The sequence below is a fragment of the Comamonas sp. A7-5 genome (assembly GCF_039581385.1).
Lineage (GTDB): Bacteria > Pseudomonadota > Gammaproteobacteria > Burkholderiales > Burkholderiaceae_C > Comamonas > Comamonas thiooxydans.
This window is the reverse complement of sequence record NZ_JBCPWO010000003.1, coordinates 199407-221593: the sequence shown is the minus strand read 5'-3', so window position 1 is coordinate 221593 and position 22187 is coordinate 199407. Positions and strand designations below refer to the sequence as shown.

General features: G+C 60.2%; 17 protein-coding genes. 10 read left to right on the top strand and 7 right to left on the bottom strand.

What is annotated here, in order from left to right; translation table 11 throughout:
• Window positions 1-133 precede the first annotated feature (133 nt).
• The 4 genes from ssb to AAIL67_RS06560 all read left to right on the top strand — a co-directional run bounded on the left by ssb (window position 134) and on the right by AAIL67_RS06560 (window position 4089).
• Window positions 134-682 (top strand): single-stranded DNA-binding protein, encoded by a 549-nt coding sequence (gene ssb, locus AAIL67_RS06575; RefSeq protein WP_003064700.1) that lies wholly within the window; start codon window positions 134-136, stop codon window positions 680-682.
• A gap of 317 nt (window positions 683-999) precedes the next feature.
• Window positions 1000-1716 (top strand): FHA domain-containing protein, encoded by a 717-nt coding sequence (locus AAIL67_RS06570; RefSeq protein WP_343483623.1) that lies wholly within the window; start codon window positions 1000-1002, stop codon window positions 1714-1716.
• Window positions 1717-1904: 188 nt separating this feature from the next.
• Window positions 1905-2339, top strand: a complete 435-nt coding sequence (locus tag AAIL67_RS06565) for a pilin (protein ID WP_343483622.1) — start codon at window positions 1905-1907, stop codon at window positions 2337-2339.
• A 7-nt stretch (window positions 2340-2346) separates the two neighbouring features.
• Window positions 2347-4089: a Wzy polymerase domain-containing protein gene (locus AAIL67_RS06560; protein ID WP_343483621.1), complete on the top strand. Its 1743-nt coding sequence runs from the start codon at window positions 2347-2349 to the stop codon at window positions 4087-4089.
• On the opposite strand, the gene moaC is transcribed toward AAIL67_RS06560, so the two are convergent.
• Window positions 4083-4553, bottom strand: a complete 471-nt coding sequence (moaC, locus tag AAIL67_RS06555; RefSeq protein WP_343483620.1) for a cyclic pyranopterin monophosphate synthase MoaC — start codon at window positions 4551-4553, stop codon at window positions 4083-4085. The genes AAIL67_RS06560 and moaC overlap by 7 nt on opposite strands.
• 200 nt (window positions 4554-4753) lie before the next feature.
• Between moaC and AAIL67_RS06550 the strand changes: the two genes are divergently transcribed.
• Window positions 4754-6385, top strand: a complete 1632-nt coding sequence (locus AAIL67_RS06550) for a M48 family metalloprotease (RefSeq protein ID WP_343483619.1) — start codon at window positions 4754-4756, stop codon at window positions 6383-6385.
• Here AAIL67_RS06550 and AAIL67_RS06545 read toward each other — a convergent pair.
• The 3 genes from AAIL67_RS06545 to AAIL67_RS06535 form a co-directional block, all read right to left on the bottom strand.
• Entirely contained in the window at window positions 6344-6694 is a 351-nt protein-coding gene (locus AAIL67_RS06545) for a phage holin family protein (RefSeq protein WP_034348032.1), read from the bottom strand. The two genes, AAIL67_RS06550 and AAIL67_RS06545, sit on opposite strands and share 42 nt — an antisense overlap.
• A gap of 108 nt (window positions 6695-6802) precedes the next feature.
• Complete coding sequence (locus AAIL67_RS06540; protein ID WP_034351037.1) at window positions 6803-7276, bottom strand: hypothetical protein; 474 nt, start codon at window positions 7274-7276, stop codon at window positions 6803-6805.
• Window positions 7277-7409: 133 nt separating this feature from the next.
• On the bottom strand, window positions 7410-8165 hold the full coding sequence (locus AAIL67_RS06535; RefSeq protein ID WP_034351034.1) for a TerC family protein: 756 nt from the start codon (window positions 8163-8165) through the stop codon (window positions 7410-7412).
• 425 nt (window positions 8166-8590) lie between these two features.
• On the opposite strand from AAIL67_RS06535, the gene AAIL67_RS06530 reads away from it, so the two are divergent.
• Complete coding sequence (locus tag AAIL67_RS06530) at window positions 8591-9040, top strand: DUF3717 domain-containing protein (protein ID WP_034351032.1); 450 nt, start codon at window positions 8591-8593, stop codon at window positions 9038-9040.
• Window positions 9041-9043: 3 nt separating this feature from the next.
• Here the strand turns inward: AAIL67_RS06530 and AAIL67_RS06525 are convergent, their stop codons facing one another.
• Window positions 9044-9604, bottom strand: coding sequence for a YaeQ family protein (locus tag AAIL67_RS06525; protein ID WP_003072218.1), 561 nt, complete (start codon window positions 9602-9604; stop codon window positions 9044-9046).
• A 150-nt stretch (window positions 9605-9754) separates the two neighbouring features.
• Window positions 9755-11134 carry an adenylosuccinate lyase gene (gene purB / locus AAIL67_RS06520; protein ID WP_343483618.1) on the bottom strand — a complete coding sequence of 460 codons (1380 nt, stop codon included), beginning with the start codon at window positions 11132-11134 and terminating at the stop codon, window positions 9755-9757.
• Between the two features lie 170 nt (window positions 11135-11304).
• Here purB and AAIL67_RS06515 point away from each other — a divergent pair, with 170 nt between their 5' ends.
• Complete coding sequence (locus tag AAIL67_RS06515) at window positions 11305-11922, top strand: glutathione S-transferase C-terminal domain-containing protein (RefSeq protein WP_343483617.1); 618 nt, start codon at window positions 11305-11307, stop codon at window positions 11920-11922.
• A 340-nt stretch (window positions 11923-12262) separates the two neighbouring features.
• Here AAIL67_RS06515 and glnE read toward each other — a convergent pair whose 3' ends face one another.
• Entirely contained in the window at window positions 12263-15055 is a 2793-nt protein-coding gene (gene glnE, locus AAIL67_RS06510) for a bifunctional [glutamate--ammonia ligase]-adenylyl-L-tyrosine phosphorylase/[glutamate--ammonia-ligase] adenylyltransferase (protein ID WP_343483616.1), read from the bottom strand.
• Window positions 15056-15237: 182 nt separating this feature from the next.
• Here glnE and AAIL67_RS06505 point away from each other — a divergent pair, with 182 nt between their 5' ends.
• From AAIL67_RS06505 to AAIL67_RS06495, 3 genes are read left to right on the top strand one after another with little or no spacing between them, the layout of a single operon-like run.
• On the top strand, window positions 15238-19299 hold the full coding sequence (locus AAIL67_RS06505) for a YhdP family protein (RefSeq protein ID WP_343483615.1): 4062 nt from the start codon (window positions 15238-15240) through the stop codon (window positions 19297-19299).
• Window positions 19296-20111: a carbon-nitrogen hydrolase family protein gene (locus AAIL67_RS06500; RefSeq protein ID WP_343483614.1), complete on the top strand. Its 816-nt coding sequence runs from the start codon at window positions 19296-19298 to the stop codon at window positions 20109-20111. The genes AAIL67_RS06505 and AAIL67_RS06500 overlap by 4 nt, the downstream gene beginning before the upstream one ends.
• Window positions 20108-22183, top strand: a complete 2076-nt coding sequence (locus AAIL67_RS06495; RefSeq protein ID WP_003066794.1) for a PAS domain S-box protein — start codon at window positions 20108-20110, stop codon at window positions 22181-22183. The genes AAIL67_RS06500 and AAIL67_RS06495 overlap by 4 nt, the downstream gene beginning before the upstream one ends.
• Window positions 22184-22187 lie beyond the last annotated feature (4 nt).

Here is a 22187-nt window from a genome sequence, read left to right as displayed (position 1 = left end):
CGGCACCATGTATCGCCGTGATGGGATATAGGGCAATCCCGTGCTCGTCATGGCTGGCTTGGGGCAGAATACGAGGTTCATTGGTTCGGGACCTTTCGTAATTGCCCGGGCCACTTTTTGAAAAGGTATCTCTATGGCATCCGTCAACAAAGTCATCATCGTCGGCAATCTGGGTCGTGACCCCGAAATGCGCACCTTCCCCAGCGGCGATCAGGTGGCCAATGTGACCATCGCCACCACGGACCGCTGGCGCGACAAGAACACCGGAGAAAACCGCGAAGCCACCGAATGGCACCGTGTGGTCTTCAACGGCAAACTGGCCGAAATCGTGGGCCAGTACCTGCGCAAAGGCAGCCAGGTCTACGTGGAAGGCAGCCTGCGCACCCGCAAGTGGACCGACCAGGCCTCCGGCCAGGAACGCTACGCCACCGAAATCCGTGCCGACGCCATGCAGATGCTGGGCAGCCGCCAGGGTGGTGGTCAGCAGCAAGGCGGCTACGGCAGCGATGATGGCTATGGCGAAAGCAGCTACGAAGCACCCCGCCGTCAGGCTCCCGCTCCCATGCAGCAGCGCCCCGCACCGGCACCCATGCAGCAGCGTCCTGCTCCTGCACCCATGGCTCCTCCTCCCCAGCGCGCAGCTTCGGGGTTTGACGACATGGATGACGACATCCCGTTCTAAATCACGGATAGGTGGCTGTCGCCACTTTGCAAAGATTTGCAAAAAAGCCCGCGCTTTCAACGAGCGCGGGCTTTTCTTATATGGCGACTTGATAGATTGCAGGTGCATCTTCCAAAGATGCTGCAGACGAATGACAGCAAGGTTGAAAATTTCAATCGAATAGCTGGCTTCATCGGATTAGTGAAATAAGATGCAGCATGCAAGCGCGTTTCATCCAGTTACGATTGGTGATTGAGCGCTGAGTCACACACTCAAGTGGGAGTGGTCCTAGCCAGTGCAGCCAAGCAGGACTTGGCGTTTCCTCAGGAGCTTCGAGCATGCCGACTTTGGTCATCTCAATCGACGGCGCAGTCATCAAGGAAGTACAGCTCACCAAGGAGCGCACGACCTTGGGTCGTCGTCCTTACAACGACATCGTGATCGAGAATCTGGCGGTCAGCGGCGAGCATGCCGTGCTCACCATCTCTGGCGGCAAGGTCTGCATTGAAGACCTGCGCAGCACCAACGGCACCTATGTCAACGGTCGCGCCATCCAGAAGCAGGACCTGCTCAACGGCGACCTGCTGGACATTGGCCGCTACAAAATCCGCTTTCTCGATACCGTGATTGCCGATACGAATACGCCATCTGCCCAAGGCGATAAAAAGGCGCTGGCGCATATTTCCGAAGAGGCAGACAGCGGCTATGCCAAAGTCGCCAGCCCCTCAGGGTTTGGCGAAATCTCCAGCTTCAGCTCCACCATCCAGGGTTCGCTCGCCGCGCTGCCGGAGCGCCACGCGGTGATTCGCATGCTCACCGGCAGCCTGGCTGGCAGGGAAATACCTCTTTTCAAGGTCGTCACCACTTTGGGCAAGCCCGGTGTAGCCATCGCCTCCATCACTCAGAAGCCCCATGGCTTTGTGCTCACCCAACTGGAGGGCGCAAGCGAAGATCTCAAGCTCAATGGTCAGGTGGTGGGCCCTCTGTCTGTGCCGCTGCTCAATGGCGACACGGTGGACCTGGCGGGCAGCACCATGCGCTTTGTCGTGGAGTGACAGGCCGGCTTGATGGGCGTTAAGCGTCTGACAAATTTGTCACCGCTTGCGATTGGATCGCCAAAATTGTTACTTAAACTCGCGCAAATGTTGCCAAACGTGTCATTTTGAATGGCGCCTGCCTTTGCCAAATTGTTGGCATGCAGCTTGCTTGGTACCTTGCGTCTCATCCAACTAGGGAGTTTGAAATGAAGCGTTCCATTCAAAAGGGTTTCACCCTGATCGAACTGATGATCGTTGTGGCGATCATCGGTATTCTGGCTGCTGTGGCTCTGCCTGCTTATCAGGATTACACAGTGCGTGCACGTGTTTCTGAAGCTCTGGTGTTGGCGTCTAGTGCTAAGACTGCTGTGACGGAAAATGCCGCTACGGGTAAAGATCTCGCTGCTGGAATTGGAGCCATTTCTGCAACTAGTAATGTGGCTAGCATGACTGTCGCTTCTAATACTGGCGTTATTTCAGTTGTTACATCTTCGGCTGCCAAAAGCATCTCTTTGGCCCTGACTCCTACTGCCGGAGGATCTGGCCTTACTTCTGGCGCAGTTCCTGAAGGAAATATCAGCTGGAAATGCAGCATTTCTGACTCCACCAAGGCTAAGTACGTACCTTCTGAGTGCCGCTAATCTATCCATGATTTCGCATTCTCCGAAATGCGATAAAAAGGCCCTTTACAGGGCCTTTTTATTTGCATTATCTATCCTTTTTGTTTTTGGTATATCGGCTAGTTTTGTTTGGAGTGTTCAGTCACCCTTGGTAACTTCTATTAATAATGAGGTTGTTGTTTTCTTTGTTTTCTTTGTTTTTTTGTTTTTCTTTATAAGAAAAAATACTTCGTTTCATGCTGACGAAATTTCTTTCTTGGTTATTATTTCTGTGCTTCTGTCGTTAAGACAGATAAATAATTTTGACAATACAGCAATAATAATATATTTTTTATATTCTTTTGGATTTCTTGTTGTTTATTCTCTAATAAAATCATTGAATAATGATGAAGATAAAAAAATAATGCTGAATGCGGCATTATTTTCACTGATCTTATCTTCTTTGATAAATATTGTTATTGTTATTTATCAATGGCTTGGATATGCTAATGATTCTGGTGTGAATTATTGGGTTTATCCGGCATATAGTGGGCGAATGGCTTCAAACTTGGCGCAGCCAAACCACTTGTCAACATTATTGATAATGGGTATTTACTCAAGCTTTCTGTTTGTAAAGAAGAATAATTTTTTACTACTAATTGCATATATTGTCTTTTCGGTATTTTGCATAGTCTTGACAGGATCTAGAACAGCATATTTGTCGTTGTTTTTTTGCGCCGCCTTTACATCTGCTTTTCTTAAAGATCGGGAATTATCGTTTCTGGCATGGTTGCCGCTAATTTCTTTTTTGATTTTTAGCGCAAGCTATGATAGTTGGAGTTTGATCTCTCCTTTGGATTTTTCTGTTGCTAGAGATCGAGGTATTGAGTCTGGTCGATATTTGCTGTGGGAAATGGCGCTAGATGCAATTCAACAGAAACTATGGATTGGCTATGGCATCGGAAATTTGACTTATGCATATAAGCAATTAATTCCCTTGAATTTGAATTTTTCAGAACACAGCGTCCCGTCTAGCAGTCATAATATTATTCTTGACTATGCCATATATTTCGGACTGCCTTATGTGCTGTTCGCACTTATCTTTTTGTTGAGGGCGTTGAAGAATAGCTATAAAGATCTGAATAGAGAAAAAATACTATGCTTTATAGTACTCGTCCCTATTTTAGTGCATTCTTTACTTGAGTATCCACAGAATTATGCATATTTCCTCTTGCCGATGGCTTTTTTGTTTGGATTTATTTTTGATAAGGGGCGCGGCGATAAAAAATCTTCTTCTTCTTCTTCTTCTTCTTCTTCTTCTTCTTCTTCTTTCTTCTTCGTCTCAGTCTACTGCATTTATCTTATTCTATCTGTATTTTTGATTAAAAATTATTATGAGATAGAGGAAAATTTTAAAAAAATAAGACTTCAGCAGAATGGCGTAGAGGTTTCTGTTAAATTTAGTGGAGCAGGATTTTGTGTTTTAAGAGACTACTGTGAGTTCCTTAATGTACATCTCTTAAGTAAAATAAACAACATAGACGATCCATATTATGAGATTTTATCGGACAGAATAGCAACTCCCTTTGTCATGGAGGTGGGGATAATTTCTTCTCTAAACAGAAAGAATTATGACAGAGCTAGGAATGAGATAATAAATTACTGTTTGTTCTTCAATGAAATGAAATGTGATTATCTGAGAAAAAGGCTAGATTCGATATTTCCTGATTTTTATAATTTTTATCCTTTTGGTGAAATTGATAAAATAAAAAATATTCAAAAGTATCAGTAATAGTCATTGCTTTTCCCCCCCCGCTTCTCCATCACCCTGACCCCTCCCATCACCATCCCCTTATCCACCGCCTTGCACATATCGTAGATAGTTAGCAAACCGACCTGCACGGCGGTCAGGGCTTCCATTTCCACGCCGGTCTGGCCTTTTAGCTCGACGGTGGCGGTGCAGAGAATGGAGCTGGATTCGGGCTCCAGCTCGAACTCCACGGCAACGCGGGTCAGGGCCAGGGGGTGGCACAAGGGGATGAGGTCGCTGGTCTTTTTGGCGGCCATGATGGCGGCGATGCGGGCCACGCCCAGCACGTCGCCTTTTTTGGCCGTGCCGGCCTGCACAATGGCCAGGGTCTCGGGCTTCATGGTGATGCGGCCTTCGGCGACGGCGATGCGATGGGTGCTGGGCTTTGCTCCAACGTCCACCATATGGGCCTGGCCCTGGGCGTCGAAGTGGGTAAGAGAGGACATGGCGGTTCTTTCCGGCAGCAGACGGGTTCGGCTCTGCGGCGCAATCAGGGTTGAGCGGGTGGTTGGTGGCGGCTATACCTGGGCATCACAGGCGGGCATCTCGCCGCATCCATCAATCAAGGCATCATAGTGGGGTGTTGAACGGTCGGCATATGGAAGATCCGTATGCTGGCAATGCTGTGATTGCCATGCCATTTTTGATGCCAAAACTGCGTACAGTTCATATTCTAAAAGCGCTGACAGCTTCTGTTTTGATAGCTATTCAGGCCGTATCCCCATTGGCTTCCTCTGCGCAGGCGGCGGGTTTGCCGACCCTGGGCGACGGCGCATCGTCGCTGACAACGGGTGAGGAGCGGCGTCTGGGCGATTCCATCGTCCGCGAGCTGTACCGCGATCCGGACTATCTGGACGACCCGGTGCTGCAGGAATATGTGGAAGGCATCTGGCTGCATCTGCAGGATGCGGCGCGCAAGAATGGCGAGCTGTCGCCCGAGCTGGAGGAGCGCTTTGCCTGGACGCTGCTCCTGGGCAAGGACCGCCAGGTCAATGCGTTTGCGCTGCCCGGCGGCTATATGGGCGTCTATCTGGGCCTGATCGGCGTGGTCAGCAGCGGCGATGAGCTGGCATCGGTCATTGCCCATGAAACCAGCCACATCACCCAGCGCCACATTGCCCGCATGATGGCGCAGCAAGGCAAGCAGACGCCGCTGATGTTGGCTTCCATGCTGCTGGGTGCCCTGGCGGCCACACGCAGCCCCGATGCGGCCATGGCCATCATGATGGGCGGTCCGGCGGCCGTGATGCAGAACCAGCTGAACTTCTCGCGCGCCATGGAGAGCGAGGCGGACCGCATGGGCTACAGCCTGATGTCTCCCGCCGGCTTTGCCCCCCAGGGTTTTGTGAGCATGTTCGGCAAGCTGCAGCAGGCCAGCCGGCTCAATGACAACGGCAGCTGGCCCTATCTGCGCAGCCACCCGCTGACCACGCAGCGTATCGCGGACATGGATTCGCGCATTCCGCCCGGCAAGCGTGCGGCCGACCCCGTGCCGACGCTGGAGCATGTGATGATGTCGGCGCGCGCCCGAGTGATCTCCAACCCCGGTGTCGAGGTGCGTCGCCAATGGGCCAGGCTGCCGCGTTCCGGCAGTTTTTCCAGCCTGAGTCAGTTCGAGCAGGTCGCTCAGCTCTATGCCGCCACGCTCAGCGCCATGTATCTGCGCGACTGGCCGCTGGCGCGCGAGATGGTGCAGCGGCTGCTCGCGGCGACGGCGGGCAATGCGCCAGCGAATATTCAGGCCAGATGGCTGAATGCCGAGTTGGAGTACAAGGCCGACAACCCGCAGGCGGCCTTGGCGGCCTTGCCGCTGCAGTCCGGCAATGCGCCCCAGGCGGCGCCCAGGGTCACGGCCAGCGGCAATCTGGCCGGGCCGAGTCTGGCCACGATTGACGTGGTGGAGCGGGTTGCGCCGCGCAGGCCAGAGCTGTTGCTCAAGGCGGAAATCCTGCTCAGGCTCAATCAGGCTGGCTCCATGGCCAGCCCCTTGCAGACCTGGGTGACGGACCATCCCCGCGATGGCTCGGCCTGGCAGACGCTGGCCCGCGTGTGGCGCAGCCAGGGCCAGGAGATGCGCGCCCTGCGGGCTGAAGCAGAGGCCCAGGTGGCGCACTATGACTACGCGGCAGCGGTGGATCGCTTCAAGGCCGCGCAGGATCTGGCCCGCAAGGCCGGCGCCAGTGCCGATTACTTCGAGGCTTCCATCATCGACACGCGTTTGCGTGCCGTGGACGAGTTACTCCGGGAACAGCTGCGCGACAAGGCGGTCAATAAGTAGGCCCAGCACCGAGTAGATCAGCGCACCCAGCATGGCGGCCCAGAAGCCGGTGACATGGAAACCGCCGAGGATGCCGGAGGCCATCCAGAACATCAGGCCGTTGACCACCAGCAGGAACAGACCCACGGTGATGATGGTCACGGGCAGCGTCAGTATCACCAGGATGGGGCGAATGATGGTGTTGAGCAGGCCGATGACCAGGGCTGCAATCATGGCCGAGCCGAAGCTCTGTACCTGTACGCCGCTGTAGACATAGGCGACTGCGAGAAGAGCCGCCGCGCAAAGAAGCCATTTGACGAGGATTTTCATGCTGACCAGCATAGCAGCAGGCTGTGTCTGCGGTCATCGAGGCACAGCATAAAAAAGCCTTGCGAGGTTTTGACCGCGCAAGGCTTATTCAGAGAGTGCTTGAAGCTCTTAAATCGAGAGCGAGTCGTCGATCACAAAGCCCATCATGGCGGCAATCGCCGCCATGGTGCCGGGCAGATTCCAGCGGCCGCCGGTGGCGCCTGTCTTGGCATTGGCCTTGACGGGAGCGGCTTGCACGACCTCCTGCTTGGGGCGGCGGGCGTCGATGATCTGCGCTGCGCCATGTTCCTGCTGCAATTCGGCGACCAGCTCGGTCAGCGGGCCCTTGGCCAGCACGGCGGTGACCTTGCCTCCTGTCGTCGCCATCACGGGCATCAGTGCCGCAAACAGCTTGTCTGCCCATTTGCCGCGCCAGTTCTCGCGAGCGCGATGGCTGACCCATTTGCTCACACGGTGGGTCATGCGCGGAGCACAGGCCACCAGCAACCAGTGGGAGGAAGCCGCCTGGCTCGATCCCGCCAGTGCCTCGAGCATAGGCTGGGCGTATGTGGCGTCATCCACGTAAACAATGATGGGGTTCAAAGTGCGTCCTAACTGGAACGAAGGTTGAAGAATGCGGCACATCTGTAGGAATGTGCCGACTTGTTTCTATTGTGAGTCGTGAAGGCTGCGGTCAGTTCCCGCATTCCTTCACGAATTGCTGGGTTTTCCAGACTTAGTGGGCTGCAACCGCGGGGCGGCGGCTGGCAATGAACTTGCCCAGGGCCAGAACCAGCAACGCGCCGCCGATATGGGCTGCCCAGTACAGGGTCTTGGAGATCTCGGCCAGACCTTGTGCATCGGTCGTGCCCAGCTTGGGCATCCACAGCCACTTGTCGGTATTCACGAACACGGGGTCGGTCACGAACATGCCGCCCGCGATCCAGCCCAGCAGCATGCCGCCGGCCACGATGATCATGGGGAAGCGCTCCATCAGCTTGATGACCAGCTGCGAGCCCCAGACGATGATGGGCACGGAAATCAGCAGACCCAGCACGATCAGCAGCATCTGGTGGTCGCCCGAGCTCTGGGCTGCGCCGGCGATGGCGATCACGTTGTCCACGGACATCACCAGGTCGGCGACGATGATGGTCTTGATGGCGGCAAACAGCTTGTCGCTGCCTTCGATGTTGTCGTGACCTTCGTCATCGGGAGCAATCAGCTTGATACCGATCCAGATCAGCAGTATGGCACCCACGACCTTCAGGAAGGGCAGCTGCAGCAGCACCATGGCAAAGGCGATCAGGATGATGCGCAGGACGATGGCACCGGCAGTACCGTAGATGATGCCCTTGCGACGCTGCTCGGGTGGCAGCTTGCGGCAGGCCAGTGCGATCACGACCGCGTTGTCGCCGCCGAGCAGGATGTCGATGATGATGATTTGGCCCAGCGCAATCCAGAAGGGCGTGTGGGTCAGAAAGTCCAGATCCATGTGATTTTTCCTCGTTGTGGAATGCCGCTGGTGCAGTCTGCATAGGTTTGGCACTTGACGCCAGCGGGTGAAGACCAAGGTGACGTAAGTCGAAGCGCAAACCCGCGCGAGGAATCGTGCAGGGGCAGACACTTTGATTGACCGTCATCGGCCTATCAAAGGTCTTGCTCGATTGCAGCCTGACTGCAAACCGTATGGCCGGAAGCTTGCGCTTCGTATTGACGACCATCCGCTCATGGCGCAAAACATGCGCCCGATAAGCTACTCCCCTTCGAAGCTGCGCATTTCAACACAGCAGGCATGGGATTTCAAGTTTCAAACCCCATCTAGTTCACAGGTTTTATATTGAGCAGCCGTCTTGCGGCGCCTTTGCACAAAGCGCAGGCAGCTACCAAAAACGAAGCAACCTTGCTGGCGCAGGCCTCATGGCAGCGGCTTATGATGCCTGCTCCATGACTGCCATTCACATCACCGACATCGAAGCTGCCATCAATTACTGGCGAGGCCGCGCTCCATCGCCCGACGGCGTGTTGCTGGCACCCGAGGTGAAGGCCCTGGCCGAGGTGTATGCGCTGATGATTCATGCCTGCGAGTCCGAGGTGGCTGTGGAGGGCTTTCCGTCACATGCCATGGCTGCCTGGCTGGCCTGGTTTGACACCATGCCCGATACGCCTTGCATTGCCATCTGCTCCACCAGTCAGGGCGACGAGAAATGCAAGGGCTGCGGTCGCAGTTTCGACGAGGTGCAGTACTGGACGGCCATGGAGCCCGCCGAGAAGCGGGCCGTATGGCGCCGCATCACGGTCGAGGGCGACTCCTGGCGCTTCAACCGCTATGCGGAGCGCGCGGCGGAGCGGCGCGGCCAGAGTTTCTGAAGCTTATTTCCAGCGCGTGGGCTCGACAAACACCGTGCCCAGATTGCTGGACAGTGTGAGCTGGCCTTCCTGAATCGTGGCCTGCAGCTGCATGCTGCGCTCGGCCAGCGCACCCAGCTGCTGGGCCACTTCCGAGTCGATGTAATGCACTTCCAGCTTGCTCTGGCGGGCCAGCTTGCCTTCCAGACCCTTCCACCAGACATGGGCGGCGTGGTTGAAGGGGTAGACCAGCATATGGTCGGACTTGTTGCAGGCCTTGGTGATGGGCTTTTCGTCGGGCTGGCCGACTTCGATCCACAGGCGCTTCTGGCCGGTGTAGTCGGTGATGTGCACGTCCGGATCATCAGGGTCGGACAAACCAATGCCAAAGCCCAGCGTGCCGTCACCATTGCACAGGTCTTGCAGCTTCCAGGCGTTCAGCGCCAGGGCCACCAGGCGCACCATCATGCGGTCATCTGTTTCGCTGGGATGGCGCGCCAGTGTCAGATTGTGGTCGGCGTAGTAGTTGTGGTCGATGTCGGCAATCGACAGATTGGCTTTGAAGATGGTGGACTTGATGGCCATGGCGGTGCTGCCCGCAGGCAGTCCTTTTGAAAACTATCAAAAACAAGAGCTGCCAGCGCCAATCAAAATTGGCTTTGGCAGCTCTTTGATGCTGAGATGCTTGAGTATCAAGCGCTAGCAGCTATCCTTTTTGCGGATCAAACTTGCGGTTCAAACGCGCTTGGCCAGCTCGGCAGCCTTGCCGATGTAGGAGGCTGGCGTCATGGCCAGCAGACGGTCCTTGTCGGCCTGGGGGATTTCCAGACCGTTGATCAGGCGGTGCAGGTCTTCGGCCAGCACGGTCTTGCCGCGCGTGACTTCCTTGAGCTTTTCGTAGGCGCCCTGCACGCCATAGCGGCGCATCACGGTCTGGATGGGCTCGGCCAGCACTTCCCAGGCGTGGTTCAGGTCTTCCTGCAGGCGCTCTTCGTTGAGTTCGAGCTTGTTCAGGCCGGTCATCAGCGAAGCGTAGGCCAGCGTGGTGTAGCCGAAGGCAACGCCGATGTTGCGCAGCACGGTGGAGTCGGTCAGGTCACGCTGCCAGCGGCTGATGGGCAGCTTTTCGGCCAGATGCTTGAGCATGGCGTTGGCCATGCCCAGATTGCCTTCGCAGTTCTCGAAGTCGATGGGATTGACCTTGTGGGGCATGGTGGACGAGCCGATCTCGCCGGCCTTCAGGCGCTGCTTGAAGAAGCCCAGGGACACATAGCCCCAGATGTCGCGCGACAGGTCGATCAGGATGGTGTTGGTGCGAGCCATGGCATCGAACAGCTCGGCCATGTAGTCATGGGGCTCGATCTGGATGGAGTAGGGCTGGAAGCTGATGCCCAGGCCCTTGGGCTCGGCGGATTCCACCACGTTCTGGCTGAAGGCTTCCCAGTCGAACTCGGGCCAGGCCGACAGGTGGGCGTTGTAGTTGCCCACGGCGCCGTTCATCTTGCCCAGAATCTTCACGCCGGCGATGTTGGCAGCAGCCTTTTGCAGGCGCACGACCACGTTGGCCAGCTCCTTGCCCACGGTGGTGGGAGAGGCGGTCTGGCCGTGGGTGCGGCTGAGCATGGGCACTTCGGCGTAGAGGTGGGCCATCTCGCGCAGCTTGGCGATGATGCCGTCGATGGCAGGCATCAGCACGGTGTCGCGGCCGACGCGGATCTGCAGGGCGTGGCTGGTGTTGTTGATGTCTTCGCTGGTGCAGGCAAAGTGCACGAACTCGGCGGCCTTTTGCAGCTCGGCGCGGCCATCGAACTTGGACTTGATCCAGTACTCCACGGCCTTCACGTCGTGGTTGGTGGTCTTTTCGATGGCCTTGATGGCGTCGGCATCGGCTTCGGAGAAGTTGGCGACCAGCGCGTGCAGATAGTCGCGCGATTCGGCCGACAGCGCGGGGAATTCGGCAAAGCCGGCATCGGATAGGGCGATGAACCAGGTCACCTCGACCTGAACACGGCGGTGCATATAGCCGTATTCGCTCATGATGGGGCGCAGTGCGGACAGCTTGGCGGCGTAGCGGCCGTCCAAGGGAGAGATGGCGGTGAGGGAGGACAGGTTCATGGTGGCGCAATTGTAGGTGCGCTGCATCAGTCGCACGCCGCGCTGGGTTGCTCGGCGGCCGCGGCCGGCATGCATGCCGGCCCTTTGCGGCGGCAGCCGTGCCGCCATGCCAGCGCATAGAATCATCGCACCGGCCCGTCGCCGGTGACTCGTGTCATGGAACCGCTGCTATGAAACTAATAGGCTCCACCACCAGCCCCTTTGTGCGCAAAGTCCGCGTCGTGCTGGCCGAAAAGAAGCTGGACTATCAATTTGTCGAAGAAAACCCCTGGGAGGAAGCGCTTGCGCCGGGTACGGGCAATCCTCTGGGCAAGGTGCCGCGTCTGGTGATGGACGGCACGGAAGCCATGTTCGATTCGCGTGTCATCGTCGAATATCTGGACACACTTTCGCCGGTCGGCAAGCTGATTCCGGGCACGGGCCGCGAGCGCGCCGAGGTCAAGACCTGGGAGGCCCTGGCTGACGGCATGCTGGACGCTGCGGTTCTGGTGCGGCTGGAGGCCACCTGGCCCGGCCGCAGCGCAGAGCAGCGCAGCCAGGCCTGGATGGACCGCCAGATGGGCAAGGTCCAGGCCGCGCTCAAGGTCATGTCTCAGGGCCTGGGCGAGAAGCCGTTTTGCTGCGGAGGCACGCATCTGACGCTGGCCGATATCAGCGTCGGCTGTGCCCTGGCCTGGCTGGATTTCCGCTTTCCCGAGATGGATTGGCGCGTCGAGCATCCGAATCTGGCCGCCTTGCTGATCAAGCTGGCGGCACGCCCCAGCTTTGTGAACACCGTGCCCCACTGAGTGGCAGCATGTCGTCAAAGAAAAGGCCACTCGAAAGTGGCCTTTTTTGGGGCATAAAAAAGCTGCGAAGCATCCCGAAACGAATTAAGAGAGGGAGGGAGGAGAAGCGCTCCGGGGATTGTTCAATGGGCGTACCCAAGGGCTTCGCAACTGGAAATTGGTGAATGCAGACCTGTCAGTTCATTGCACTTGACTATCAGATAAGACACTGTTGCAGAAGTTCCAGCCCCCGTGGGTTTCATTTTTGTAACAGTTTGGCAATGCCTGTAGGCAAATCTTGATGGATGCTGCCAGTGCTTCGAAAAGCAGGTGCTCACCAATCTCCGGTCCCTTGAGACAGTTAGCTGCTTTGTGCTGAGGCGACAGGCCCGAACACCGCAGCCCAGAGCTTGAGTACCGCTTCGCGCTGGGCCTGGGCCTGCTCCGGCTCCAGCTGTCCGGAGCGCTCGTCCAGTCTTGCCACGTGTTGCAGGCGGCGCAGCTCGCGGTAGGCCTTGGCTGCTTCATAGCCCACTGTCTTGGGCAGCAGGCCCGCGTCTTCGGCGCGCTGCAGCAAGGCGATATTGCCCACATTGGCGATCAGCTCGCGGTGCGCGCCGGATTCGGCCAGCACCAGGTACTGCACGGCAAATTCCACATCCACCATGCCGCCGGGGCTGTGTTTGACGTCAAACAGGCCGCCGCGTACCGGGTGGGCGCCACGCACCCGCTCACGCATGGTTTCAATCTCGTTGCGCAGAGCAGCGGCATCGCGCGGCGCGGTGATGACGGCTTCGCGCACCGCATCAAAGCGCTGATGCAGGTGCAGATCGGTTGCAGGTTCGCCAGCCGGCGAGGGAAAGTCGCGGCTGCCCAGCACAAAGCGGGCACGCGTCATGGCCTGGTGTTCCCAGGTCCAGGCGGTGTTGCTGCCGCGCTGCTGCTGGTAATTGGCATAGGACTCGAAGCTGGTCACCAGCAGGCCCGAGTTGCCGTTGGGGCGCAGCGCGGTGTCGATCTCGAACAGATCGCCTTCACCGGTCTTGACGGTCAGCCAGTTGATGAGCTTGCGCACATAGGCCGCGTAGACCTCGGGTGCGCGCTCATCGGCGTCATCGAAGACGAAGACGATGTCCAGATCGCTGCCGTAGCCGAGCTCCTTGCCGCCCAGCTTGCCGTAGCCCACGATGCCGAAACGTGGCGTATCGCGATGGCGGTTCTTGAGCCGGCTCCAGCACCATTGGGCCGTGATGCGCAGCACGCTGTCGGCCAGGGCGCTGAGGTCGTCTGCCACTTGCTCTACGGTAATGCGGCCTTCGATATCGCGCGCCAGCGTGCGGAAGACCTCGGCATGGTGGGCGCGGCGCAGCAGATTGAGCAGGGTTTCATCGTCGTCCTCGCCCGTGGACTGCAGGGCGGCCAGGCGCATGGCCAGCTCGTGCTCGAAGTCTGCTGCGACAAAGCGCTCCTTGAGGATGGCATCGCTGGCCAGCTCGTCGATCACCCCGGGGTGTTGCTGCAGGTACCGTGCAGGCCAGCGTGCAGCTCCCAAAAGATGTAGCAACCTCTCGTGAACTGCCGGGCGTTCCAGCAGCAAGGCGAGGTAGCTTTCGCGGCGCAGCAAGGGTTCCAGCCACTGCAGAAAGCGTTTGGCAGCCTCTTCGCTGGACTGGCCGCTTTCCACCCATTGCGAGGTGCGCTCCACCAGCCTGAACAAACGGGCCCGCGCCTCGTCGCGCAGGCCGTTGATGCGGGTATTGCTGCGCCAGTCGGCGACCTGCCCGGCCAGCGAGGGAGGCAGGGCCTCGATCAGGTCTTCGATGTCTCTGGGCGTGGGCGGTCCGCCTGCCGCGGCCTTGGCGGCATTGCAGTGGCCGTTGCTGCATTGCTGGGAGTCGCCGCCGAGCAAGGTGTCGAACTCCTGTGCCACCAGTTCGCGGTGCTCGTCCAGCTGGTGCAGAAAGCCGCAGGCATCGGCATAGCCCAGGGTGCGGGCAATCCACAGCAGATCATCGTCGCGTGTGGGCAGCACATGGGTCTGCTGATCGTCCAGATACTGGATGCGGTGCTCCACCTGGCGCAAGAAGATATAAGCGCGGCTCAGCGCATCGGCAATCTCGGCGCTCATCAGATTGGCCTGCACCAGGCGCTGCAGCGCTTCCAGCGTGGGGCGACGGCGCAGTTCGGGGAACTGGCCGCCGCGCACCACCTGCAGTAGCTGCACGATGAATTCGATCTCGCGGATGCCGCCGCGCGAGAGCTTGACGTCATTGGCGCGCTCGGGGTGGCCCGCACTGCGCTTGGAGGCGTGGTCGCGGATCTGGCGGTGCAGGCTGCGCAGCGAGTCGAACACCGAATAGTCCAGATAGCGGCGGAACACAAAGGGCAGCACCACGCCGCGCAGGGCCTGGACGTTGGGGGTCTGGATATCGGCCTGCGGCGCCACGATGCGGCTCTTGAGCCAGGCAAAGCGCTCCCACTCCCGGCCGTGAATCTGCAGATACTCCTCCAGCGAGGACAGCGAGACGGCGGGGGCGCCGGAATTGCCGTTGGGCCGCAGGGCCAGGTCGACGCGAAAGACAAAGCCGTGCTCGGTGGTGTCGCCGATCAGGCTGAAGATGCCTTTGACAGCACGGCCGAAATACTCGTGATTGGAGATCACGCCGCGGCCGTCGGCCTGGCCCCGGGTGTCGCCGTCATGTTCGTAGACGTAGATCAGGTCGATGTCACTGGAGACATTGAGCTCGCGGGCACCTAGCTTGCCCATGCCTATGACCCAAAACTGGACTTCCTGACCTGTCGGCCCCTGAGGCGCGCCGTGCCGGGTATCCAGTTCGGCACGTACCTGGGTGCAGGCACGATCCAGGGCCAGCTCGGCCAGCTCGGTGACGGCCTTGGTCACCACGCCAAGAGCAGCGTTCTGTTCGCAGTCCAGCACGATGATGCGCTCCATCACCAGCTGGCGCAGCACGCGTAGCGCCGCGGAGAGATCCAGGCCGCGCGACTGCAGCGTGCCCAGGGCCTGTTCCATCAGGGCCCGGTCGGGAGCTCCCGGCGGCAAGGCGTCAAACCAGTTCTCGTAACGGCGGTGAAGACGCTGCACAAAGCGCGAGTACAGGGCCGGGGAAGGAACGTTGAGGGCGTTTTCTGCCATTGCTTGCTCTGGGGACTGCATGCGGACCGTGAAAAATGATGTCAGGCAGGCAGGTAATCAGCCCGGCAACGTGTGGTTACCGAAACGCGCACGGGGCGCCGGTCATAATTCCTGCCATTGCTAGGCCACCGATGATCGAACCGAAACCACTCCCAACTCGCCAAATTCATAGGCTGGCCAGCTTGGCACGGTGGTCTCTGGGACTGGTCCTTAGCCTGTGGCTGCTGCTGGCCACCGTGTGGGGGGTGCTCCATTTCTGGATTGTGCCGCGAATCGAACAGTGGCGCCCCGAGCTGGAATCCCTGGCCTCACGCAGCCTGGGTGTACCGGTTTCCATTGGCAGGCTGAATGCTTACCGCTCGGGTCTGGTGCCGACTTTCGAGCTGGGCGACGTGGTCCTGCATGACCCTGCGAACAAGAGTGAGGCCTTGCTGCTGCCCAAGGTGGTGGTGGCGGTCTCTGCCCATTCGCTGATGACCCTGGGCATCGAGCAGATATATCTGGAAGGGCCGGATCTGACGGTCCGTCGCGATGCAGACGGCCAGATCTTTGTGGCCGGTATTGCCGTGTCATCCGATCCGGGGCAGGGAACCGACTCCGACTGGATCTTCTCCCAGCCCGAAATCGCCATCCGCAGCGGCAAGCTGCAGTGGGTGGACGAGCTGCGCAATGCCGCGCCCTTGCAACTGCAGGATGTGGATCTGGTGCTGCGCAACAAGCGCTGGCATCACTCCCTGCGGCTGGATGCCACGCCGCCGCAGGGCTGGGGCCAGCGCTTCACGGTCATGGGCAACTTCAAGGAGCCTTTGCTGTCGGTGCATGAAGGGCGTCTGGAGCGCTGGAGCGGACAGGCTTATCTGGACTTCACGCATATCGATCTGTCCCATCTGGGCCAGTATCTGGGTCCGCAGGACTGGAAGCTGCAGCAGGGCAAGGGCTCGGTCAGGGCCTGGCTGGATGTGGATCACGGACAGCCCGTGGGCGGGGTGGCCGATGTCGCGGTACAGGCGCTGCAACTCCAATGGCGAGACAGACCTGAGCCCCTGGCCCTGCAGGCCTTGCGGGGGCGCCTGCGGGCCAAGAACCAGAACGGTTACCAGTTTTCCGTCCAGGGTTTGCAGTTCACGGCCGATGACGGGCTGAACTGGCCCAGAGGCGATTTCAGCCTGCGCTATGTGCCGACCGGCGCTTCCGAGCAGGGCAGCCAGGGCGAGCATGGCGAGGTTCAGGCCGATGGCATCGACCTGGCCATTGCGGCGCAGATGCTGCAGCGTCTGCCTCTGCCGGAGTCCGTGCAGACCCAGCTCAAAGCGCTTGCGCCGGCAGGACAGCTGAGTGATCTCAAGCTGTCATGGCGCGGACCTCTGCAGCAGCTGGCCCAGTACAAGGCTTCGGGGCGGTTCGAGCAGCTGGGATTGCGTTCCCAGGCTTCGCAGGAGGGCCCGCACAGCATAGGCATTCCCGGTGTGCGGGGGCTGAGTGGAAAGTTCAGCCTGGACCAGGACAGCGGCGAGGCAACGCTGATCAAGACGGCGGCCGCCAATCAGGCCATGCTGAGCTTCCCCGGAGTGTTTGAAGACCCCGATATTCCGTTCGACCAGTTCGACAGCCTGGTGCGCTGGCAGGTGCTGGACAAGGGCCAGTCCATCAAGGTGCAAGTGCCCCGGCTGCGTTTCGCCAATGAGGACACGGCCGGCCAGGCCCAGGCCAGCTGGCAGTCCGGTGCCGGGACCAAGGAGCAGCCGCGCTTTCCGGGGCTGCTGGATCTGCAGGGGCAGCTCAGCCGCGCCAAGGGGGAACGCATTTATCGCTATCTGCCCCAGGATCTGGGCAGCGATGCGCTGCGCTATGTGCGCGAGGCCATCACCACGGGTCAGGCCAGTGCAGTGAACTTCCGCGTCAAGGGCGAGCTCGAGCATGTGCCGTTTGAAAAACCGGGCAAGGGCGAATTCCACATCAGTGCCCAGGTGCATGATGTGAACTACCAGTTTGTGCCCGGCTATCTGCTGGGCCCTGGCGAAAAGCCCTGGCCGCCGCTGACCAGGCTGTCGGGCGAGCTGGTGTTCGACCGCAACTCCATGCAGGTGCGCAAGGCCAAGGGCTTTCTGGGGCATACCGCCATCGTGGTTGATGAAGCGCAGGCCGGAGTGGCCGACTGGAACCTGACCGAGGTGGAGGTCAACGCCAAGGCTCATGGAGCCCTGGGCGATATGCTGAACCTGGTCCAAGGCTCTGCGCTGTCTGCGCTGACTGCCCATGCTCTGGATGGCAGCAAGGCCACGGGCAATGCCAGGCTCAGCCTCAGGCTGCATCTGCCCACCATGCATATGGAGCGCAGCAAGGTACAGGGTGAAGTGGCGCTGGCGGGCAATACGCTGCAGCTGATGCCCGAGGTGCCCACACTCAGCCAACTGCGCGGCAATGTGCAGTTTTCGGAGACCGGCTTTCAGCTCTCGGGCGTGCAGGCCAGAGCGCTGGGCGGTGATGTGCGCATCGAGGGCGGCATGAAGCCTGCCGCCGACGCCGCCACGGCCCCGGTGCAAGTGCGTGTGGACGGCATTGCCACGGCCCAGGGCCTGCGTGATGCCAAGGAGATGAGCGAACTGGTGGCTCTGGGCAAGCATCTGCAGGGCCAGGCCCGTTATGGCTTGCAGATCAAGGTGCTGCACAGCGTGCCGGAAATCAGTCTGCAGTCCGACCTGCAGGGCATGGCGGTCATGTTGCCAGCTCCATTGGGCAAGGCGGCCGACAGCTCCCTGGCCTTGCGTGTCAACCGCACGGTGCCAGCCGTGGCCAAGCCGCTGACCGATCAGTTCGGCGTGCAATGGGGCAATCACGCCGCAGCTTTGCTGGAGCGCGATATCAGCGGGGCTCAGGCCCGCATCACACGCGGCAGCCTGGAGCTGGTGGAGTCGGGCACGGCGGAAGCCGTGTTGCCGCCTGCCGGCCTGCAGGCCAGGGTGCAACTGCCGGTGCTTGATCTGGATGCCTGGAGTCGTTTGTGGCCCGATGGCACAGGGGGCGCTGCCGATGGCCCCGGTGCCGAGGAAGAGAGCTGGCGCCAGTTTGTGCCGCAGCAGCTGGCGCTCCAGGCGCGCGAGGTGAAGCTCCATGGCCGTTCGCTGCACGATGTATCCCTGCAGCTCAGCCATGCCAGCAAGGTCTGGATCAACCAGATCCAGTCACGCGAGCTGGCAGGGCGTGTGGAGTATCGCGAGCCCTCTGCGCAGGAGCCGGGCGGCCTTGTCATCGCCAAGCTCTCGCGTCTGAGCATTCCCGACGGCCCGGACGAAGGGCTGGATGCTGCTGCGGAACAGACCGGCAATGTGCGCGAGTTACCGGCCTTGCAGGTCAGTGTGGACGACTTCCAGCTGGGCAAGCGTTCGCTGGGCAAGCTGGATGTGGTGGCGCGCAATCACGGGCTGTCCGTCGGCGCGGGGCAGCGCGAATGGCAGCTGTCGCGCTTCAATATCAGCACGCCCGAGGCGACGTTGACGGCCCAGGGCTCCTGGGGGCTGCGCTCCAGTGACAAGAAGCACCCGGGGCAGACCCAGCTGCAGTTCCAGCTCAATCTGCGCGATGTGGGCAAGCTGCTCAATCGCTTTGACATGCCTGGCGTGGTTGCCAATGGACAGGGCCAGCTGCAGGGTGAAATCAGCTGGACAGGAGCGCCCGTGACGCCGGAGTTCAAGACCATGTCCGGTGCCGTGCATCTGGAGGTGCAAAAAGGCCAGTTCCTCAAGGCCGATCCGGGACTGGCCAAGCTGCTGGGCGTGCTCAGCCTGCAGTCCTTGCCCAGGCGGCTGACGCTGGATTTCCGCGACGTGTTCCGCAACGGCTTCTCGTTCGACTTCATGCGAGGCGATGTCACCATAGAGCGCGGCATTGCCAAGACGAATAACATGCAGATGAAGGGCGTGAACGCGGCCGTGCTGATGGAGGGCTCTGCCGATATTGACAAGGAAACCCAGGACCTGCATGTGGTGGTGGTGCCGGAGATCAACGCCCTGTCCGCCTCCCTGGTTGCGACGGCCATCAATCCCGTGGTGGGGCTGAGCAGCTTTCTGGCACAGATGATTCTGCGTGGCCCGCTGATTGCGGCCACGACCAAGGAGTTCCATATCCACGGCAGCTGGGAAGACCCGCAGGTGACCGAGCTGCCCAGGCGCAGCGTGCCCAAGGCCGGAGCCGACGATGCCGGCAAGCAGCCCGCTGCCGCTCCAAGCTCAGAGGAGAAGCCATGAAGATTGCCGCTCTACAAATGGTCTCGGGTCAGGACGTCGCAGCCAATCTGGCGCAGGCGCGCAGCCTGATGCAGCAGGCTGCCGCCCTGGGTGCGGAGCTGGTGGTGCTGCCCGAGTATTTCTGTGCCATGGGAGCCAGGGACACCGACAAGCTGGCCTATCGGGAGGATTTTGGCCAGGGGCCGATCCAGGACTTCATGGCCGGGGCTGCCAGGCAGCTGCAGCTGTGGGTGGTGGCCGGCACGCTGCCGCTGCAGGCCGCTGACGACAGCCATGTGCTCAACACCAGTCTGGTCTATTCGCCCGAGGGCGAATGCGTGGCCCGCTACGACAAGATCCACCTCTTTCAGTTCGACAACGGGCGCGAGAGCTATACCGAGGCCGCCGTGGTGCAGGCGGGCAGCCAGCCCGTGGTCTGCGACATACAGGCCAGAAATGGCGTGAACTGGCGCCTGGGCCTGAGTGTCTGCTATGACCTTCGCTTTCCCGAGCTGTACCGCGCGCTCAGCGCACAGGGGGCCGACCTGCTGCTGGTGCCAAGTGCCTTCACCTACACCACGGGCCAGGCGCACTGGGAGGTGCTGCTGCGGGCGCGGGCGATAGAGAACCTGGCCTATGTGCTGGCACCGGGCCAGGGCGGCGTGCATGAAAACGGTCGCCGCACCTGGGGCCACAGCCTGCTGATCGACCCCTGGGGCGAGGTGCAGGGCCTGCAGGCCAGCGGCACCGGCGTGGTGGCGGGAGAGCTCAATCATGACCGCCTGCTGCAGGTGCGCCAGCAATTGCCGGCCTTGACCCATCGTGTGCTGTGACTGATCCGCTGAATACCGCTCTTGACGCACTGCCCGAGGACCATCCCGCCCACTGGCCCTGGCGGCGCTGGCGTATGGCCTGGAAGCGCTGGTCGCTATGGACCTTGCTGGTGGCACTGGTGGTCAGCATGCTGGTCACCATGGTCTGGCTGGCCGGACGCTATGAGGCCTCGCAGGTGCAGGAAAAGCTGGAGCGCGACACCGCCAATGCGGTCGGCGATATCCGTGCAGCGCTGGGCCGCAATCTGCAGGACCTGCTGGCGCTGAGCGCCTACAGCAGCAAGCATGCCGCCTGGCGCGAGCATGCGACCGAGCTGCTGCAGCAGCGCCGCGACCTGATGCGCATCGAATGGCGCGGTGAAAACATGCGTCTCATCGAGCATGCCGAGACGCCTTATCGCACCTTGCTGGTCGAGGACGAAAGCCATTTGCCCGAGCTGCATTCGGGCGAGGCACTGACCTGTACCCAGGCCAGGCGCGTCAACGGGCCATCGTACTCGCCCAGCCGCTTCCAGCTGCTGGGCGAGGGCCTGGGCACGGAGACCATGCAGGTCTGCATGCCGCTGACGGAGAACGGCCATGTGGTGGGCTATGTGCTGGGCACGTACAGCCTGCAGGGCATTCTGATGGCCCAGGTGGGCAAATCCCTGCCGCGCACCCAGGAGGTTTCGTTCACCGAGCCGGACGGCACGCGTCTGGCCATGGTGGGGGCGGCCTGGCGCGGCTCGCGCATGTTCACGGCCCAGCAGTTGCTGGATCTGCCGGGCAACACCCTGGTGCTGCGCATGGACAGCTGGCATCACGCACCCAGCGTCTTTCCGAATGTGATGACGGCGCTGGTGACCGGCATGTCGATCGCGCTGGTGACTGTGGTGGTGGTGCTGGTGCGCGACAACCGCCGCCGCCTGCGGGCGGAGCGCGATCTGGGCGATGCGCTGGCCTTTCGCAAGGCCATGGAGGACTCTCTGGTCACGGGCATGCGTGCACGCGATCTCCAGGGACGCATCACCTATGTGAACCCGGCCTTCTGCAATATGGTGGGCTTCAGCGCGCAGGAGCTGCTGGGCCTCAATGTGGCGCCTTACTGGCCGCCCGAGCTGGCCCAGGAATATGTGAGCCGGCGCGATCAGCGTCTTGCCGGCCTGCTGCCCACACCGCGCCAGGGCCACGAGAGCGTGTTCATGCGCAAGGACGGCTCGCGCTTTCCGGTGCTGATTTTCGAGGCGCCACTGATCACTGCCCAGGGCCAGCACACGGGCTGGATGAGTGCTTTCATCGATATCAGCGAGCAGCGCCGCATGGAGGAGATGTCGCGTGCCTCCCAGGAGCGCCTGCAGGCCACGGCACGCCTTGCGACGGTGGGCGAGATGGCCTCCATGCTCAGTCATGAGCTGACACAGCCGCTGGCCGCCATTTCCAGCTATGCCACGGGCTCGCTCAATCTGCTGGAGCATGAGCCGACCGACCCTCAGGTCCCGCATCTCAAGGACTTGCGCATGGCTCTGGAGCGCATCGGTTTTCAGGCCGACCGTGCAGGCAAGGTCATCAAGAGCGTGCGCGATTTCGTGCGCCGGCGCGACAAGTCCAGAGAGGTGGTGCAGCCCGTGGAGCTGATCGATGCCGTCATGCCTCTGGTCTATCTGCAGGCGCACAAGCTCAATGCAACTGTGCAGCTGGAGCTGGAGCCCGATCTGCCGGGGGTGCTGTGCGATGTCACCATGGTCGAGCAGGTGCTGCTCAATCTGGCGCGCAACGGCATGCAGGCCATGGACCTGCCCGAGCTCAAGGAGAGGGTGTTGACCATGGCTGTCAGGCGCAGTTCTGACGGTAATAACGCGCGTTGGGTAGAATTTTCCATCATGGACTGCGGCGCCGGCATTTCTGCGGAAGTCGCCGAGCAGCTGTTCACCCCCTTCTTCACCACGCGCACCGAAGGCATGGGCCTGGGCCTGAGTCTGTGCCGCACGGTGGTGGAGCAACATGGTGGTCACCTTGATTACCGCCCGCACCTCCCGCAGGGCACGGAGTTTGTCTTCACGCTTCCGGCCCACTGGGAACCCAGAGAGAACTAGGCTT